At 39.7% G+C, this 17,634-nt stretch carries 12 protein-coding genes, 1 tRNA gene and 1 other RNA gene; 8 read left to right on the top strand and 6 right to left on the bottom strand.

The genetic code is table 11. The annotated features are described in order from the left end of the window. Positions 1-38 precede the first annotated feature (38 nt). The 4 genes from CHV_RS02495 to CHV_RS02480 all read left to right on the top strand — a co-directional run bounded on the left by CHV_RS02495 (position 39) and on the right by CHV_RS02480 (position 7,584). Positions 39-2,051: a hypothetical protein gene (locus tag CHV_RS02495; protein WP_034576914.1), complete on the top strand. Its 2,013-nt coding sequence runs from the start codon at positions 39-41 to the stop codon at positions 2,049-2,051. 544 nt (positions 2,052-2,595) lie between these two features. Then, a complete protein-coding gene (gene alaS / locus CHV_RS02490; RefSeq protein ID WP_034576912.1) occupies positions 2,596-5,226 on the top strand; it encodes an alanine--tRNA ligase in 2,631 nt (876 codons plus the stop codon). 60 nt (positions 5,227-5,286) lie between these two features. Continuing rightward, the gene (gene trxA / locus CHV_RS02485) at positions 5,287-5,613 is read left to right on the top strand and encodes a thioredoxin (RefSeq protein ID WP_034576911.1); all 327 of its coding nucleotides are present in this window, start codon (positions 5,287-5,289) and stop codon (positions 5,611-5,613) included. Positions 5,614-5,898: 285 nt separating this feature from the next. Continuing rightward, positions 5,899-7,584 (top strand): ABC transporter ATP-binding protein, encoded by a 1,686-nt coding sequence (locus CHV_RS02480; protein WP_165393819.1) that lies wholly within the window; start codon positions 5,899-5,901, stop codon positions 7,582-7,584. 39 nt (positions 7,585-7,623) lie between these two features. Here CHV_RS02480 and murC read toward each other — a convergent pair whose 3' ends face one another. From murC to CHV_RS02450, 6 genes are all read right to left on the bottom strand, one after another. Further along, a complete protein-coding gene (gene murC / locus CHV_RS02475) occupies positions 7,624-9,045 on the bottom strand; it encodes a UDP-N-acetylmuramate--L-alanine ligase (RefSeq protein ID WP_034576909.1) in 1,422 nt (473 codons plus the stop codon). Positions 9,046-9,179: 134 nt separating this feature from the next. Continuing rightward, complete coding sequence (locus tag CHV_RS02470; RefSeq protein WP_051602167.1) at positions 9,180-10,217, bottom strand: glycosyltransferase family 2 protein; 1,038 nt, start codon at positions 10,215-10,217, stop codon at positions 9,180-9,182. Beyond that, positions 10,201-10,491, bottom strand: coding sequence for a YbaB/EbfC family nucleoid-associated protein (locus CHV_RS02465; protein WP_034576907.1), 291 nt, complete (start codon positions 10,489-10,491; stop codon positions 10,201-10,203). Before CHV_RS02465 ends, CHV_RS02470 begins: the two co-directional genes overlap by 17 nt. Before the next feature lie 39 nt (positions 10,492-10,530). After that, positions 10,531-11,700 (bottom strand): anaerobic C4-dicarboxylate transporter family protein, encoded by a 1,170-nt coding sequence (locus CHV_RS02460; RefSeq protein WP_084303088.1) that lies wholly within the window; start codon positions 11,698-11,700, stop codon positions 10,531-10,533. A gap of 22 nt (positions 11,701-11,722) precedes the next feature. After that, on the bottom strand, positions 11,723-13,033 hold the full coding sequence (locus CHV_RS02455) for an anaerobic C4-dicarboxylate transporter family protein (RefSeq protein WP_034577124.1): 1,311 nt from the start codon (positions 13,031-13,033) through the stop codon (positions 11,723-11,725). Between the two features lie 361 nt (positions 13,034-13,394). Next, positions 13,395-14,303 carry a deoxyribonuclease IV gene (locus CHV_RS02450; RefSeq protein WP_223245669.1) on the bottom strand — a complete coding sequence of 303 codons (909 nt, stop codon included), beginning with the start codon at positions 14,301-14,303 and terminating at the stop codon, positions 13,395-13,397. 193 nt (positions 14,304-14,496) lie between these two features. Here CHV_RS02450 and CHV_RS02445 point away from each other — a divergent pair. The 4 genes from CHV_RS02445 (at position 14,497) to rnpB (ending at position 17,568) form a co-directional block, all read left to right on the top strand. Then, a tRNA-Leu gene (locus CHV_RS02445) sits at positions 14,497-14,578 on the top strand. 68 nt (positions 14,579-14,646) lie between these two features. Next, complete coding sequence (locus CHV_RS02440) at positions 14,647-15,984, top strand: trigger factor (protein ID WP_034576903.1); 1,338 nt, start codon at positions 14,647-14,649, stop codon at positions 15,982-15,984. Positions 15,985-16,056: 72 nt separating this feature from the next. Further along, the gene (lepB, locus tag CHV_RS02435) at positions 16,057-17,163 is read left to right on the top strand and encodes a signal peptidase I (protein ID WP_034576901.1); all 1,107 of its coding nucleotides are present in this window, start codon (positions 16,057-16,059) and stop codon (positions 17,161-17,163) included. Positions 17,164-17,173: 10 nt separating this feature from the next. Beyond that, an RNA gene (gene rnpB, locus CHV_RS04835) (RNase P RNA component class A) lies at positions 17,174-17,568 on the top strand. The last annotated feature ends 66 nt before the right edge of the window (positions 17,569-17,634 follow it).

Below are 17,634 nucleotides of genomic sequence, written 5' to 3'. Positions count from 1 at the left end.
TAGTTAAATTAAATAATTAACAATCAAATTAAGTTAAAATGGTTTATAAAAAAATTGGAAATAAAATTCCGTCTTTGTCTAGTTTGTTATTAGCTGGTGTATTATTGGGCAGCAATTGTAACAAAGATAAAAATGAAAAAGCTGGAGAAGATACAACAAAGAATACGGAGCAAGGTGCTGAGGGAGAGGGCGCTAAAGGTAGTGGTATGAAAACAACGAGTAATCCGGGTTTCATAGCAGCAAATAAAGAAATTATAAAAATATTTTTTCGTGCTTTAGGCTTAGATTATTTGCCTCTTGCTAAGCAAAGTCAATCCCCTAATCAGCCACATGTTTTATCCTTATCTGATAATGACTATAGCAAAACAAATATTTTAGAGTTGGTTAAGAGATTAACTGGTAGTTTTGTTAAAAACGCTAGTGCCTATCCAATAGATTTGAGAGAAAATATAGCTGCTTTGGCCTCTGTTCCTGACAATTATATTAGGGAGCGACCTCGTGCCTTTGCATTGGCTATAAATGAGATTCCTCTTGTTCGTAACAACCTTGCCAATATTGCTAGCCAGATGTGGGAAAAAATTGATCAAGGTGAGGGGGATGCTGGACTTAAAGAATTAAAAGAAAAGGCTCTTGATCCTTTATCGCTAACTTTGCAACAAGGGTTAACTAAATTTAAGGCTAGCACTAAATTTAGTGACGCATCTAGTGCGAAATTATTAGATGGAAGTCAGTTAGCTAGATTTTTGACTGATCTTGATAAAAAAGGAAAACTAAGAGGAAGTAGTGCCGCAATTGGAAAATCTTATGGAATCCCAACGATTTTAAGTAAACAGTTTTCTGTCTGCATTAAAAATAAGAAACAGGACGAGGCTTGTAAGGTAAATACGTCATCCGATCCAAGCTCTATAGGTTCCCGGGGATCTGGCCTAGGTGAAGACCCAAACAGTTTATTGGTACTACAAGGCAATGAGGGTAAGCTTCCTTATGTTCCGCCACTTCTTAATGGTACTTTGGAGAATAGATACCAGCAGGATCATTTTGTAAAATATGTCAACGATGAAGAAGATTCTTCTATAGGCAAGGTGTTCGATAAGGGTGCTGGTCAATTTGGTCACAACGGTGTAAAAGACAGTGACATATCATTTGGTACCCTTTTATTTACTTTGTTTAGAGGAAATACTGCATACGACTTCTTGCAATTAACATGCGATAAAAACAATACTATAGTTTTGAAAGGTATTGATGTTAATTTCAAAAAGTGGGTAGATAAATCTGAGGCTGAGCTTGCAGATATGTTGTATCAACATATAGACGCTCAAGGTGATCTAAAAGATCTTTTTGTCATCCCTAACTTAAAAGACCTTTACTCTAAAGTCTTACCAGCTTCTAATGTGTTAGATGAGGCTCCTGCATTAAAAGATGTTTGCATTAATATTTTGAAGATGCTTGGCGTAAGTGCTGATCAATCTGATGACCTGTCCACCGTTCTTATCCCAAAAATTGAAAAAATTTCAGTTTTGGCTGATAAGAAGAACGAATTAGAATCTTCAGATGCAGATTTTAATCAACGATTTTGTATATCTTTTTCTAAAAAAATCATAGACAGATGCAATACCTATACCGACAAATTCCTAGATGTCACTAAAAGTACCCTTCAGGGTATGATTAAATCACATGCAGACAGTTTAGCAGATAAAGCAGTTGTTAAACTTGCAGAAGATGGTAAAGCTTGTCCTACGATGGTAACTGGGGTTATTAAATCGAGTCTGGACTATGTTCATGACAAATTAAAGAATAAGCATAGTAATGCAAATAGAACGTATGCTGATATTGCCAGCAAGGTTAAAAGTGGTACATTTGATATTGAAAATGTTCGTAAGGTCTATGAAATACAATCCAATAAACTTGGGTCAATTCTTCTAACAAGCATTGCTCCTCTTTTAGACAAAAAAGAAAATATAACTGAGGATGATTTAAAGCAAATAGATGGATTAAAAGCTGAAGAGATTGATCAAATCAATAAAATCAAGCAATCATATCAAATGAAATAGACTAAAAAATAATAAGTTAATATTATATAATCTTCCCAATCAGGGAACTAGCAAAAGCTAGTTCCCTGATTTTTTTATATTTAGCTTAAAAAAGTTAACTCACCCTGCATTGCAAATACAGGGCTTAAGATTACGGCATGAATGCCTTAGCCACAGCTAGTTTTCGACTTGAAAGTCTCCAAGTTGATCTTCTATTTATTCATGTCTATCAACATAATCCTTGATCAGTTGATCTGTAAAAGTACTAGAATTTTTTACAAACAGATTACTTTTTTATAAAATTGAACCTTTAATTGCCAAATATGTTGAAACGACGCACTGCAAGTGCGGGGTTTTTCTCCCAAAGTGAGACAATAAAATCTTATATTTGTTATATAACCCGTTCCCCCTATCTCCTTCCTCTTCACCCAAGTACATAAAAATAATTCATATATTCTCTTTATATTTGTTTTATCCAGCAGTTTTTTTACCCATTGTAGATCAAAAAAAGTCTTAAGCCCATACCAGTGACCCGTATGGCGCAGAAAGTGAAACCATTTAACCCATGCAATCTAAATCCATTAGAGAAAAATTCCTCCAATTTTTTATACAAAAAAGCCACCAACATCAATCTGGAGTTCCTATTGTCAACAAAGATGACCCCTCTTTGTTTTTTGTCAATGCCGGAATGAATCCCTTTAAGGATATCCTTTTGGGCAACCAACCTATTGATACCCCTCGTGTGGTTACGGTACAGCCCTGTTTACGCGTTTCCGGTAAACACAATGACCTTGAAGAAGTAGGCGTCGATACCTACCACCATACCCTCTTTGAAATGTTGGGCAATTGGTCCTTTGGAGATTATTTCAAAGAAGAGGCCATCGCCTGGGCATGGGAACTCCTAACAGCCGTCTATCACCTCCCTAAGGAACGCATCTATGCCACCATATTTGGAGGAGACTCCCAAGATGGCCTGCCCAAAGACCATGAAGCCGATTCCCTTTGGGGCCAATACCTTCCTGCTGACCATATTCTTTCCTTTGACAAAGCAGATAATTTTTGGGAAATGGGGGCACAAGGCCCCTGTGGACCCTGTTCTGAAATCCATTTGGATATCCGTTCTGATGGCGAACGTAAGGCGCTACCCGCTGCCGAATTGGTCAATACAGGCCATCCTCAAGTCATAGAGATTTGGAATTTGGTATTTATGCAATACAACCGGCAAGCTTCCGGAAAATTGGTTGACTTGCCCCATAAACACATTGATACCGGTATGGGGTTAGAGCGATTGGCTATGGTCTTACAAGGCAAAACATCCAACTACGATACCGATATTTTTACCCCATTGATCCAAAGAATAGCACAGATTGCTGGTAAAAGCTACCACCAAAGTACCACCATTGCAGTAGCCATGCGGGTCATTGCAGACCACCTCCGTGCAGTAGCCTTTGCCATTGCCGATGGCCAACCCCCTGCACATGCCAAAGCTGGTTATGTGATCCGCCGTATTTTGCGTAGGGCCATTCGCTATGGCTATAGCCACTTGGCTATAAAAGAACCTTTTATCCATCAATTGGTGGCTGTTTTAGCTGCACAAATGGAAGGCGTTTATCCCAACCTAACCCACCAACAAGGCTATATCGCACAACTTATTCAAGCAGAAGAAGCAGCCTTCTTAAAAACATTAGGAACGGGGTTGCACCGCTTCAACCACCTAGATCCAAGCAAGATCCACCAAGGGGTCATAGAGGGCCGCGTAGCTTTTGAACTCTACGATACCTATGGCTTCCCTTTAGATCTAACTTTACTGATGGCCAAAGAGAAAGGACTGATGGTAGATGAAGCCGGCTTCCAGCAAGCACTCCAAGCCCAAAAAGCACGTGCACAAAAAGATGCCGCGCTCTCCCAAGGCGATTGGCAAGTGGTCCATCCATCTGATGACCCCTCTTTTGTTGGCTATGATCAATTGGCAGTTACCACCGCTATTGTACAATGGCGTACCTTTACCAATAAAGCAGGTACCGCCTATCAATTGGTATTGGCCGTTACCCCTTTTTATCCAGCAGGGGGGGGGCAAGTAGCCGATACAGGGGTGATCCGATGTGGTTCAGAGTCTATTCCAGTGGTAGATGTACAAAAAGAACATGGCTTAATCCTCCATACCGTTGACCAGTTGCCTGCTCAGTTGGAGCTACCTGTAGTAGCAGAGGTAGATCCCATCCAACGTACCCTAGCCGCCAACAACCATACCGCCACCCATCTTTTACAGGCTGCCTTACAACAAATAGTAGGGGACCATGTTGTCCAAAAAGGCTCCTTGGTGACACCTAACCTATTGCGCTTTGATTTTGCCCATCCTACCAAGTTGTCTACCACACAAATAGAAGCCGTTGAAGCCATGGTAAACCAAAAAATCAGAGCCAATATACCCTGTATAGAACAACGTGGCCTTCCACTCGCTGCAGCCAAAGCCATGGGCGCACAAGCCCTATTTCGTGAAAAATATGGTCCAACCGTACGCGTCATTACCTTTGATCCCACTTTCTCCATAGAGCTCTGTGGCGGGACTCATGTAGCCCATACCGGACAAATTGGCTTTTTTAAGATCATCCATGAAACCGCTATAGGTACAGGCATACGCAGAATAGAAGCCCTAACCGCCCATAATGCCTACCATTTCGTAACCCAGCAATCCGCTACTTTAAACGGAATAGCAAATCTGCTCCACCACCCCAAAGACCTCCTACAAGCAGTAGCTAAGTTGCTCCATGAAAAAAAACAGCTCCAGAAGCAGTTGATGGGCCATCAAGCCCAAGCTGTTCAACAAATCATCCAACAACTCTCCCACCAGTTGGAACAAGTCGGTGACCGCTACCTACTCATTCAAACCATCCAACCACCCCATCCCCATGCTTTGCAACAGATTGCCTTGCACTATAAAGCCCAATATGGACAAATATTTGTCCTATTGGCCGCTAGATTTGAACAACAAGCCCATCTGGTCCTATCGGTATCCGATCCATTGCTGCCATACAACCATGCCCATCAGATGATGCAATCCATAGCCCCCCTTATTGACGGTAAAGGAGGAGGAACTCCCTTCTTTGCAACCGCTAAGGGCAATAATCCCGCAGGTATACCAGCTGCATTGCAAGCAGCAAGGAAAGCGTTTGTGTATGATAAGAGATTTTTTTAAATTTCCTTTAATGGCGTATAACTTCTGGGTAATGCCCTTTCATTAAGACTATTTTAATTTATGGACCATCATACAATAGATATTATAGATGAGCAATTTGATAAAGTAATCAGTCAGCATAAACTTGTTTTAGTTGACTTTTGGGCACCTTGGTGCGCACCTTGCCTACAACTTGCCCCTGTCATAGAAGAGATTGCTGCCATCTATAAAGGTAAAGCATTGGTTGCTAAGCTTAATATCAGTGAAAATAGTCAAATGCCTGCCAGGTATTTTATCAGTACCATACCTACTCTGTTGTTGTTTCATCAAGGCAAACAGGTAGATCGTCTGGTAGGGAATCTCCCTATTACCCAAATTCAGTCCTCTTTGGATAAATATCTGCCTTAGAAGGGAGTTTTTTATACAGCTGGTTTGAAAAAGTGCTTCTATAAGCACTTTTTTATCTATTCTCCAGCTAATTTATCTTTATAAAAGGTTGTATTGGTCCTTTTCTTTGCCCTTAGTCTTGTACATGCAGTGTTACAATAGTTTGCTATTCCGGCACATGGTTGCCCATCTCATTATACCCAATGCCATCCTCCATACCCTTTTTCATCCATGCATCCCATTACTAAAAATCTAAAAATCTTTATCCTACATTTTGTAGCGCCATTCAAATGGCATTTCATAGCCATGGCTTGTTTTCGAATCTGTTTTGTACTCGATAATTTGGTCGTTCCCTATGCCTTTAAAATACTTGTCACACGACTTACCGCATTAGACAAAAATAGAACAGATAGCTGGATAAAGTTGGCTGGTCCATTGATCCTTTTGTTAGGGATCATTGGACTAATAGAGCTTTTATTTCGTCTATTTGACTATATGAAAGTCAAAACTATTCCTGATTTTGAGGTAAAAATACGTACATGGATTGTACGCCATTTGCAAGGCCATTCCTACCAGTTTTTTACAGCCCATTTTTCTGGTGATTTGATAAAACGGATCAATGACTTAACCGATGGCATCAGTCAAGTCATGATGATTGTTATTTCTTCATTTTTGCCTACATTTTGCACTACCTTGGCGGGTGTCATCTCTTTTACCTATATACATCCGACCTTTGGTAGCGTATTAATGGTTTGGCTCATCCTCCATACCGCCACTTACTTATTTTTTTCAAAAAAGTGCAGCCATGGTGTAGCGTTACATGCAGAAAAGGTAAGCCGCTTGTCTGGTAGTATAGTAGATGGCTTTACCAATATATTAAGCATAAAACTTTTTGCACCTAAAAATCAAGAAACAATTCATTTATTGGCCCCACAGGCAGCAGAAAAGCAAGCACATGAAAACGCCTTAAGGCTGATCATGCGCCTACATTTTATCATTAGTGGCCTTTCTATAGGCTTTATGGGCATAGGAATGATCGCTTATGTGATCCATTATTGGCAACTCGGTAAGCTTTCTATTGCTGAAGTCACCTACATTTTTTATGCTGGTAATAATATTTGTAATTTGGTTTGGGTATCTGTAGCAGAATTCCCTGATTTTCTTGAAGAAATTGGCTATTGTCAACAAGCTTTAAAATTATTACAAAAAGAACATGCTGTACTAGATGCACCCAACGCCTCTGTACTTAAATGTCAGTCAGCTGCTATTGCATTTCAAAACGTTTCTTTTTCTTATGGGCCAGATAACCCTATGTTCCAGAATCAAACCATTGCTATAGCGTCTGGTGAAAAAGTAGGATTAGTAGGTTTATCCGGTAGTGGAAAAACTACTTTTATCCATTTATTACTCAGGTTTTTTGACCTTGATAAAGGTGTAATTACCATTGATGGGCAAGACATCTCCACCGTTACCCAAGCATCACTGCGTGCTGCTATTTCTGTTATACCCCAAGATACTACCCTTTTTCATCAAAGTATTTTAGAAAATATTCGTTATGGACGTAGCGAAGCAACAGATGATGAAGTGGTGGATGCCGCTAAAAAAGCAAAGTGTCATGCGTTTATTATCCATCTAGCAAAAGGGTACCATACTTTAGTTGGAGAAAGAGGATCAACCCTTTCAGGTGGGCAGCGTCAACGCATTGCTATTGCCCGTGCTATATTAAAAAATGCGCCTATTCTAGTCTTAGATGAGGCGACTTCCGCATTGGATGCCATTACTGAAAATGAAATACAACAAAACCTTTCTACCATTATGGTCGATAAAACCATTATTGCGATTGCCCATAGACTATCGGTTTTGGCGGCAATGGATCGACTATTGGTATTTAATAGCGGTAAAATAATTGCCAATGGCCCCCATAAGATGCTTTTAAAGACCAGTTCCTTCTATGCAAATATGTGTAGATTACAGTTTCATGGCGCATTATAGCAGCTATGAACAAGCATGGGTAAGCTTGACTTATACTATTTAACCGTTTTGTAAAGCAAAGCAGAGCGCACCTTCTAAGGCAGCAGCTATGGCTGAAACCGATGCGCCTATATCTCCAGCACCAATGGTAAGGATGATTTGATGTTCCCTAATAGGGGAAGCAGCTAGTTGAGTAAGTAAGCCATCCATCGTTACTAAAGCTTTTCTTGTACAGGTTAGTTCGTCAAATATAAGTTGTGCGGTTATCCCTGGCATAGGCGCCTCTCTGGCCGGGTAGATGGGTAATATAAAAACTTGATCTGCCAAACTTAAACTCGTAGCAAATGCTTTATAAAAAGCCTTGGTACGTGAGAATAGATGGGGTTGAAAAATAGCTGTTATGGTACTGTTGGGATAAATCTTTTTTACTGAATCAAGCAAAGCACTAATTTCTACAGGATGGTGGGCATAGTCATCTATAAGTAGATAGGATGGATGGTTGCAAACAACCGAAAATCGCCTTTTTATGCCAGGAAAAGAGCCAATAGCGCTATGGATTTGGGCGGCTGTTATACCAAGTTCTAAACAGATTGTAATGGCTGCTAATGCATTTTCAATGTTATACCATCCGGACATAGGCAAAACTACATTGGAAATATGGATACCATATCCTAAGTAATCGAAAACAGTTTGATGGGATCTCATAGTTACCTTACTAGCCACAATACCTCCGCTATTTAATCCATAGGTTAGAAAAGGTTTTGTATAATGTTCCCATATTTTTAACTGATCTGCAACTCTATTTTGTATAAGCAGCCTTTTCTGGTTGTGTTGAATAAATTTTATAAAATTAGCTTCCATAGCTGCCGGTGTAGCATAGGTTTCTGGGTGATCTGCGTCTGCGGCAGTAACAATAGTAAAAGTGGGTTTGAGATGGAGAAAAGATTGGTTAAACTCATCCGCTTCTATTACCATTAGCTTGACGCCATCTAATGAACTGTTATGTAATAAATTGGTATCATATTGCTCCATGATGCCTCCCACAAAGCCAATCATTGGTATACTGCTTTGGTAAAGTATATGGGCAATCATAGCTGAAGTAGTCGTTTTACCATGTGTACCAGCCACTGCTATCGTGGTAAATGGCCTAGAAATAAGTCCAAGGACTTCTGCACGTGATTGCAGTTTATAACCAGTGGCTTTAAAATAGTTTAAAATAGGACTATCCATCGGTATAGCCGGTGTATAAATAACTAAGGTTTGGTTGGGGTGGTGGCAAATAACTTCAGGAATAGCAGCCGGCCTATCCTCACAGTGAATCGTTATACCTTCCTTTCTAAGTTGTAATACCATTGCAGATGGCTGGCGATCATATCCAAAAACTTGATACCCTTGCTTGGCCAATAACCGTGCCAAGCCACTCATGCCTATGCCACCTATCCCTATAAAGTATATAAAAGTGTAGTCGTTCAATGGTATCATAATGGTAAGTTAGAAAGATAAATGGAAGTTAAAAATAGCTAAAAATGCCTTACAATCTTCTATATTTGATTAAAAACAGTCAATCGTATGGCACAGTTGGCAGGGTATATTGGCTAAAGGTTTGTCCAACCACTTTATGTAAACTGATCAGGGGTAATTTCAGAAAACCGTTTCTTTTTTTTGGTAAAAAAATCAATAACCATACTTCTTTTATATATGTTAGCCAAGTAGGGTGAAGAAAATTTTGGGTTGCTTTTCTTTTTAAGTTTGAAAAAATCCATTTGTGCTTGCACGATGGCCCAGCTATGTGTGAACTTTCCCAGATACCACATCCTAAAAATCGCCAATAGATTCAAAGCTATATTTCTTATGGTATCCATCAAACGACCTGGATGATACTTGTCCAAGATCAATAACCTATTTCTAAAATTGAAGTAGGTTTTGCGTGGACTCTGATAAGCTAATGTAGCCCCCCCTAAATGATAAACGGTACTGCTACCACAGCAATAGACCTTCCAACCAGCAATATGTGCACGCCAGCAAAGATCAATTTCCTCAAAGTGGGCAAAAAATAGCTCATCAAAGCCCCCTAATGTATGGAAAGCTTTGGCCCGTACCAATAGACATGCACCACTGGCCCAAAAAATGGCTCTGGTATCATCGTATTGTCCACTATCTTTTTCAATATGATTGAAAATCCTTCCTCGACAAAAAGGATAACCATACACATCTATAAAGCCACCTGCTCCACCGGCATAATCAAATTGATCTGGTCTTTGAAGCGACAATATTTTAGGTTGACAAAACCCAATGGCAGGGTCATGCTCCATAAGGGTCAACATCTCTGTTAACCAGTTTGCTGTAACCAAGAGGTCATTATTCAATAGTACATAGTAGGTGGCTTTAATCTGCTTTAGGGCCAGATTATACCCTTTTGCTACGCCATAATTTCCACCATGGACCATACATGTTACCGTTGGAAAATGGTTGCGTAGGTAATCTACTGAGCCATCTGTAGAGCCATTGTCTACTACTATGATCTTATGGCCATGGTTATACAGCAACAGCGTAGGCAAATATGCTTTTAGCAATGATAACCCATTGTAATTCAAAACTACAATCGCAACAGTTGGCAAATGGGGTATTTCGTTGCGCCTATAGCATGGCTGCATGTTCTTGTATGACTGCTTGGATTTTATGGTCTACTTCTTCCAACGCTAAGTTGACCGCACCTATTATAAGGTCTTGGACCATTTGCCGATCTGTTTTATTAAGTAGCTTTTCATCTATTGAAATAGCGCATACCTTTTTACTCCCATTCACCGTTACCTGAACCAGTCCAGCACCTGTTTCTTTGGTTACGGTAAGCTGGTCCAACTGTTTTTTAACCCCTTCCATTTTTGCCTGAACTTCGTTCATTGCACCAAATAAATTTTTTATATCCATAAGTTAAAGCCTAACGATAAGATGCTATCGGTTATTTGTTTACCTTTCTATCTGCTTATTTTTATACCCTTTTATCATATGGCTCATCCAAAACCTGATAGGCGCTAAGCTATGGACTGCCACAAGCCATAGGGCAAGTATTGCAATCGGATCATCCCGTTCTATCAATGGTGTACTAAAAAGCCAAATGATAATAGAAACATCTATCAAAAGCATATACAAGACTGCTGCTAGATAAAAACCATAGTGGATCCTACCATCCCACCACATTTTTATCCAATACATTTTGTCATGGCTTAGTAAGCTGTCTACCAACCAAGTTAATCCTAAAAAGATAAATAGTTGTTGAATGCCTAGTTTGAATCGATTGCTTTGTAAAATTTTAGCAGGCTTTATCTTAAACCCTAACATAGCTACAGCTGCCGTTGAAAGCATTACTAAAGCAAAAAATATAGGGAATTTAACTGGAAAAATCTTTTGAATGCTACTGAACTGGGTGGATCCATTGGGGTTAGGCGCTATACCTAAAAATAGTAGTTCAGCCACTACTAAAAGGAAAAGGAGCAGTTCTATTTTATTTTTTGATTGTGCTGCAACCTCGTCCTTAGCAAGGCCATTCAACCATCCATATAGCTTGCTAAGCCATTTATTGGGTATAAGGTAAGCAACCCAACTACTGGTTGCTGTTATGCCAATGCCTAGGGTGGCAATCATTCCTACTAAATTTAGTATGGGTAATCCATTGTTGCCTGCCACTATTATAAGGAGTATGCCTGATATCGATAAAGGACTAGCCAATAAGGCCATATGTCCAGCAACTACAATGGGAAAAAGTAGCTGGGCCTTGCCTTTATGTAGGGGATTTGGATCGCCTACCCATCTATATAACCATGCTTTATCGCCTGTTAAAAAAACCAATCCATAGCAAAATAGCGCTATTAAAGTCCCATAATGGTTGTTCATCTTCCCTACAAAAATCTTCCATTTGTTTGTCATTAGGTAAAAAAACCCAGTTGCTTCCAATGTAGCCATCAGAAGCAACCAAGTAGCCTGTAAGAGCATCAGGTTATTAGGAGGGGAAACAGGTTGTATCCAACAAGTTAAAAAACCCAAGACCAATCCACTCAGTAAGCCAAGGGAAACCCCACCTAAGTACAGACTTGCGATCAGCACCATAAGCAGCATACCCCATCCAATTGTAGACATCATACATCCAATAAATATCGTTAGATTACAAGCCAGCTACCCCAATATAGACCATTAAGAATCCAATGCCAATTGCACCAGCAAGCGAGACCAAACCTGGTAACATAAAACTGTGGTTAAAAAGGAATTTGCCCACCCGGGTGCTGCCTGTAGTATCTAAATGTATAGCGGCCAGCATTGTTGGGTAAATGGGAATGATAAAGACACCATTTACCGCTGCAGCAGAGGCCAATAATATCTTAGGAGGAATCCCTAATGCGATACCTAGTGGAAATACAGCCTTAATCGTGGCAGCAGAGCTACCCATGATAGCAGCCATAAAGACTAGAATAATAAAAAACTGCCAGGGTTTACCAAAATAACTCGAGATAAGATGAAGTAATATAGGTTTATTATTTTCTACAAATGTACTGCTTAACCAAGCAACCCCTAGAAGGGCTAACATCCCTTGTATGCCAGCAGAAAATGCTTTACCCTCCGTAATAGATTTAGGTGAAATCCCGCACAATAACATAATAAATGCAGCAGTAGATAACATCACCAAGGGCATAATATAAGCAGATGGCAACAGCACCTTTACACCATTTACCTCCCAAGAAGGGCGTAAGGATTGTATAGCATCTAGCAACACAATTGTTAAGCTGCCCAGTAAGAAACAGCCAATTGAAAGCTTTGCACGGTTGGCGCTTCGCGCCACAACAGTAGGAGGGAGGGAAGGAGCTGTTGCCTTTGTGCCAACCATTGAGGAAGCTGGCATTGCTTTACTGAGTAGACTGGTAACCCATGTGGCCATCAGTACCCCACCCATTGTGGAAGGTATGATAACCTTTAAGATGGTGACTAGGTTGATGGCAGACGCACTTAAAAATCCGCTTAAAATAACCATTATAGCAGAAATAGGGCTCGCCAGTGCACCATGCAGAGCCGCAATAACGGAAAGAGATAAAGGACGCTCCGGACGAATACCTATTTCTTTAGAAACTTCTGCAATAACAGGAAGAATAGAATAAGCGATGTGGTTGGTCCCTCCAAAAAAAGTAATCACATAAGTGACTATAGGGCTAATATATAGGATGCTACGTGGATGTTTTCTGATACAGGATTCAGCCAGTTGCACCAAGTAGCTCAACCCACCTGCAGCTTCTATCGTACCTACTGCAGCCACTACTGAAGCAATACAGAGTGTGATTTGAAAAGGAGGATCTGCTGGTGTCGCATTTGAAACCACCATAAACAACCCTACACCCAATCCGCCCAGCATACTCAAACTTAAACCTTGTAACCGAGCCCCTAGAAAAGAAGCGATCAGCAGTATACTTAAACCTATCAAAAGCATTTGCGCAAGTTTATTTAGATTATAGCGCCAACAGAAAAAACCTCGTACCAGGGCCTTCCTATTGTACTTCATCGTATAATAAAAAACCTGTTAATCAAATCTACATAAAAGTAGTCAAATCTACATAAAAAATTACAAACAGTAAAATATTTAATTGGATGTTATATATATACACTTGTTTTTTGTAAGTATTTCGTATTATTATTTCAGTAGAGGTTTAGCAAGAAAAAGTTTTATATTTAGAGTACTACAGGCATTCAATGCCAACAACCAAATAAATAAGAAATTATTGTTTTTCATGACTTTTAATTAATGTATCTGAATTATTGTTTGCGTTTAACTGAACATTGTAAAGAACAAATTATAAATAAAAAGCTACATAGCTACGGAGCAATTCTATTTCTTTTGTCCACATGGTTGCACCATTAGGGGTTTCCAAATATTTGGGAATGGTGTGAAGTTTTGGATGGCGCATCATGGCTTTGAAACCATCCATACCTATTGCCCCATTTCCTAAGTTAGCGTGGCGATCCTTTCTTGAACCAAGTGGCGCCATGGAGTCATTCACATGTAGCGCATAGAGGTGGTTTAGGCCAACGACTGATTCAAATTTGGCCAATGTATTTGCCCATCCATCTACTGTACGGATGTCATAGCCTGCTGCAAAAATATGGCAAGTATCTATGCAAACCCCAATCGGCACTACTGTTTTGACTCGATCGACTATATAGGCCAATGTTTCAAAAGAATCGCCCACTATGGAGCCTTGACCTGCAGTAGTTTCTATAAGCAAACGTAAAGTAGTTTCTGGTTGAAAAAGTGGCTCAAGGGTTAGTAAACTTTGCACAATTCGGTCTAAACATGCTAGTGTACTGTCTCCCGTTGCAGCACCTGGATGAAAATTTAAATAGCTGATTTTTAAAGCTAAGCAACGTTCTATTTCTTCCAAAAAAGCTGCACGACTTTTAGCCAATAAGTCTGTTTTGTTGGAGCCCAGGTTCATCAAATAACTAGCATGACTCATCACTTGTTTGATACCAGTAACCTCCAACGTATGGTGCCATTTATCCAGTTCTGCTGGGTCCAGTGTGGTACCTTTCCATTGACGTTGGTTACTGGTAAAAAGTTGTATGGTAGTGGCACCTATTGCTGCGCCATGCAATAATGCATTATGGAGTCCTCCTTGGGTAGAGGTATGGGCACCAATCAGTGGGAAAGCGGCTTCTATTTTTGGTGGTGTTTGTATCTGTACCATATCATACGCATCCATTACTAAAATTTAAAATCCAATCCGTAATTCTACAAAATTATATCCAATTATTTGTTGGTTTATATAATATGCCACAATGCGCTGGGACCAAACAGCTACCATAAAGCCATTGACCTAGTCTTTCCTATTTGCTTGGGAAGCCTGTTTTTTCTAATTTTGTGAGGGAGCTTTTTGGTACCTTCTTTTTACTCCTGCGGATGTGGCGGAATTGGTAGACGCGCTAGACTTAGGATCTAGTACTGAAAAGTGTGGGGGTTCGAGTCCCTCCATCCGCACTAGTACGGTATATGTTTTATGCATAACAAAAGTCTGTTTTTATCTTATCTTTTAAATCTGTTTTACTTTGGATATTCAGTTTAATAAGCTTAATCCCAACCATGGGGTTATCTCCATTACGTTACATGAATTGGACTATAAGTCAGCTGTTGCAAAGCAACTTAAGCATTATGCCCAAACCGTTCGTTTAAAGGGGTTTAGATTGGGATCTGTTCCTGAAGATCTTATTAAAAAGATGCATGGTTCTTCTATTCTTGCTGAAGAACTACATAAAATAGCGGTAGCCTCTTTAAAAAATTATATTCTAGAAGAGCGTATTCCTGTTTTTATGGATCCAATTTTGGTTACCCCCTTACAAGAGATAGATCTTAAAAATCAAGATACTTTTACCTTCTCTTATGAAGTTGGCTTAATCGAAGAACGGCCTGTTGCATTTGACCCAAATATTTCTATTACTGAATTTGAAATAGATCATGTTGAATCTAAATTAGTAGATGAATTTTTGCAAGGGCTCCAAATGGTCCATGGTCAAGTTTCAGATCTTCAAGAAAGTGCAATGGACAGTATCCTATATGGTACATTGGTAGATAGTACGGGTGCAGTTGGTCTAGACATTCGTATTTCTATCATGCACATTCCTGAACATTTAAGACAAGCATTGATAGGCTGTCGTGTTGGTCAAAAAGTAATCCTCACAGAAGAGAGTTTCAAAGACCATTTTCCTGCCCTTTTAGGGGTCAGTTTTAGTGCCTTTGTTGCTTTTAAAAAGTATGAATCTGCTTGGCCTGCTACTTTTACCATTGATAAAATTGTTCGAGTTGTACCGATGGCTATTGAACCTCCCCTTTTCGATCTTGTCTTAGGAAAAGGAGTAGCCCATTCTGAAAATGAATTCCGAGAGGCTATTGCCAAAATTATTTTATTTGACAAGCGTGCAGAAGCACGTCATGCATTTTATCAAGATTTGCAAGAAGCCCTTTTTAAACATAATACAGTTGATTTACCAGAAGCTTTTCTTAAACGATGGCTTATGGTTAATAATCCAGAGGCAACATTAGCGGCAGTAGAAGACTACTATGATGCATATAAAGAAAGTTTAAAATGGGAGATGTTATTGAGTAATATAGTCCGTCAAAATAACTTAGCAGTTACTGCTTCAGATGTAGTCGATGAAACCAAGCGTGCCTATATTGATTATGCTGGTCACAATGGTTTGCAGCTAGAAGAAAATGATGCCGCTATTCATACAGGTGCACTTTCTTTTCTACAGGGTAGTGAAGGAAGTAACTATTATACCAAATTGCATAATCAGTTAAGTAGGGATAGGGCAATAAATTTTATAAAAGAAAAAATAAGTGTAGTAACTGAAACAGTTTCAGCTGGAACCTTTGATGCAAGAAGGTAGTTGATTATTCTAAAATTTACTACCCTATTGCAACGGTCTCCTATTGTAGGTATTTTATAACGAAGCGCACGTATGAAGACTTCTTTTGCATCTCAAAAACAGGGAGCGCTTAGTTCCGCTCTAGGTGCTATTCGGGATTGGATAAGTTCTATTTTTTTTGCTGCTATGGCAGCTTCTTTTATCCGTTGGATGGTTATTGGCCTTTATGTTATACCTTCCGCTTCTATGGAGCCCACACTTTTAACCGGCGATTTTGTTTTGGTTAGTAAGCTCCACTATGGAGCCCGTACACCTGCTACTCCCTTGCAGATTCCTATTACCCATCAAACCATTCCATTTACAAAAATTCCTTCCTATCTTGACTGGCTTCAATTGCCACAATATCGATTGCCTGGACTGAGTAAAATAAAGCGCAATGATATTATTGTTTTTAATACGCCAATAGGCCATGCTCCGCCAGATTTAACAGACTATTGGATAAAGCGTTGCATCGCACTCCCTGGTGATTTGTTGCACATAAGACACAAGCAACTTTATGTAAATGGTGCATTAGCGGATCCAGCAGATAGAGCTCAGTATCGTTATTTTATGAAAACCAAGCGCCACTTAACAGCTGCTTTTTTTGAAAAAAATGGTATTAAAAACCCTCTTCCATCTACTCTGCCCGGTTGTGAAGGCTATATTATTTATACGACCCCAGCAAAAGTACAGCAGTTGAATACCATGCTACCTGCCTATATACAGTCAGTAGCTCCACTAGAAGATGACGTAGACAACCTTTCCTCTAGTATCTACCCTTGTCATCCTGCTTTGACGTGGACCAAAGATAATTTTGGTCCCCTTCAGGTGCCTAAAAAGGGAATGGTTATTCCAATCAACCCAGAAAATATTCTATTGTATCGTCCTGTCATCGAAAAATTTGAAGGAAAAAAAAATATTCGATTTACCCAAACTGAATGTTGGATAGATGGCCAGCAAGTAGCCGCTTATACTTTTTGTAAGGATTATTATTTTGCGATGGGAGACAATCGAGATCAATCTCATGACTCTAGATTCATTGGTTTTATTCCAGAAGACTATATTCTGGGTAAAGCGGTTATGGTCTTGTTGTCTTCAAATAGGAGCCACTCTTTTTTTAGTGGCATCCGTTGGAATAGGTTATGCCACTTTGTAAATTAGTAGTACTAGGAAAACAAGCTGGCTTGTCGCTTTGGTAATTAAATACCAAAGAGGAAAGTCCGGGCAATATAGAGCACCCTACTTCCTAACAGGAAGGCATATAGAAGCAAATCTATGTGACAGAAAGTGCCACAGAAAATAGACCGCTGGCTTTAATAGAGCCAGTAAGGGTGAAAAGGTGAGGTAAGGGCTCACCGCTCTATTGGTGACAATAGGGGCAGGGTAAACCTTAGGGATTGCAAGGCCAAATAAACATGTACACGCTATAAGCGTGGCGGGCTGCTCGTTCGTTTCTAAGCCATGCGGGTAGGCTGCTAGAAGCCATAAGTGATTATGGCTCCAGATAAATGACAAGCAGTGCCCTCTAGGGCATTACAGAACCCGGCTTATAGGCTTGTTTTTCTTTCTGCCCAAATTAAGTTAGGGGTACGTCCTATTTACTAGCTATATATTAGATACTTTCCTGATCCA

This window comes from Cardinium endosymbiont cBtQ1 of Bemisia tabaci, from assembly GCF_000689375.1.
GTDB lineage: Bacteria > Bacteroidota > Bacteroidia > Cytophagales > Amoebophilaceae > Cardinium.
The sequence above is the reverse complement of the archived record's forward strand: the minus strand, read 5'-3'. Positions and strand labels throughout refer to the sequence as shown.

What these genes read in the sequence shown, in the direction of transcription:
- CHV_RS02495 (WP_034576914.1), top strand. Translation starts at nt 39, where the DNA reads ATGGTTTATAAAAAAATTGGAAATAAAATTCCGTCTTTGTCTAGTTTG.
- alaS (WP_034576912.1), top strand. Translation starts at nt 2,596, where the DNA reads ATGCAATCTAAATCCATTAGAGAAAAATTCCTCCAATTTTTTATACAA.
- trxA (WP_034576911.1), top strand. Translation starts at nt 5,287, where the DNA reads ATGGACCATCATACAATAGATATTATAGATGAGCAATTTGATAAAGTA.
- CHV_RS02480 (WP_165393819.1), top strand. Translation starts at nt 5,899, where the DNA reads ATGGCTTGTTTTCGAATCTGTTTTGTACTCGATAATTTGGTCGTTCCC.
- murC (WP_034576909.1), bottom strand. Translation starts at nt 9,045, where the DNA reads ATGATACCATTGAACGACTACACTTTTATATACTTTATAGGGATAGGT.
- CHV_RS02470 (WP_051602167.1), bottom strand. Translation starts at nt 10,217, where the DNA reads ATGCAGCCATGCTATAGGCGCAACGAAATACCCCATTTGCCAACTGTT.
- CHV_RS02465 (WP_034576907.1), bottom strand. Translation starts at nt 10,491, where the DNA reads ATGGATATAAAAAATTTATTTGGTGCAATGAACGAAGTTCAGGCAAAA.
- CHV_RS02460 (WP_084303088.1), bottom strand. Translation starts at nt 11,700, where the DNA reads ATGATGTCTACAATTGGATGGGGTATGCTGCTTATGGTGCTGATCGCA.
- CHV_RS02455 (WP_034577124.1), bottom strand. Translation starts at nt 13,033, where the DNA reads ATGCTTTTGATAGGTTTAAGTATACTGCTGATCGCTTCTTTTCTAGGG.
- CHV_RS02450 (WP_223245669.1), bottom strand. Translation starts at nt 14,303, where the DNA reads ATGGATGCGTATGATATGGTACAGATACAAACACCACCAAAAATAGAA.
- lepB (WP_034576901.1), top strand. Translation starts at nt 16,057, where the DNA reads ATGAAGACTTCTTTTGCATCTCAAAAACAGGGAGCGCTTAGTTCCGCT.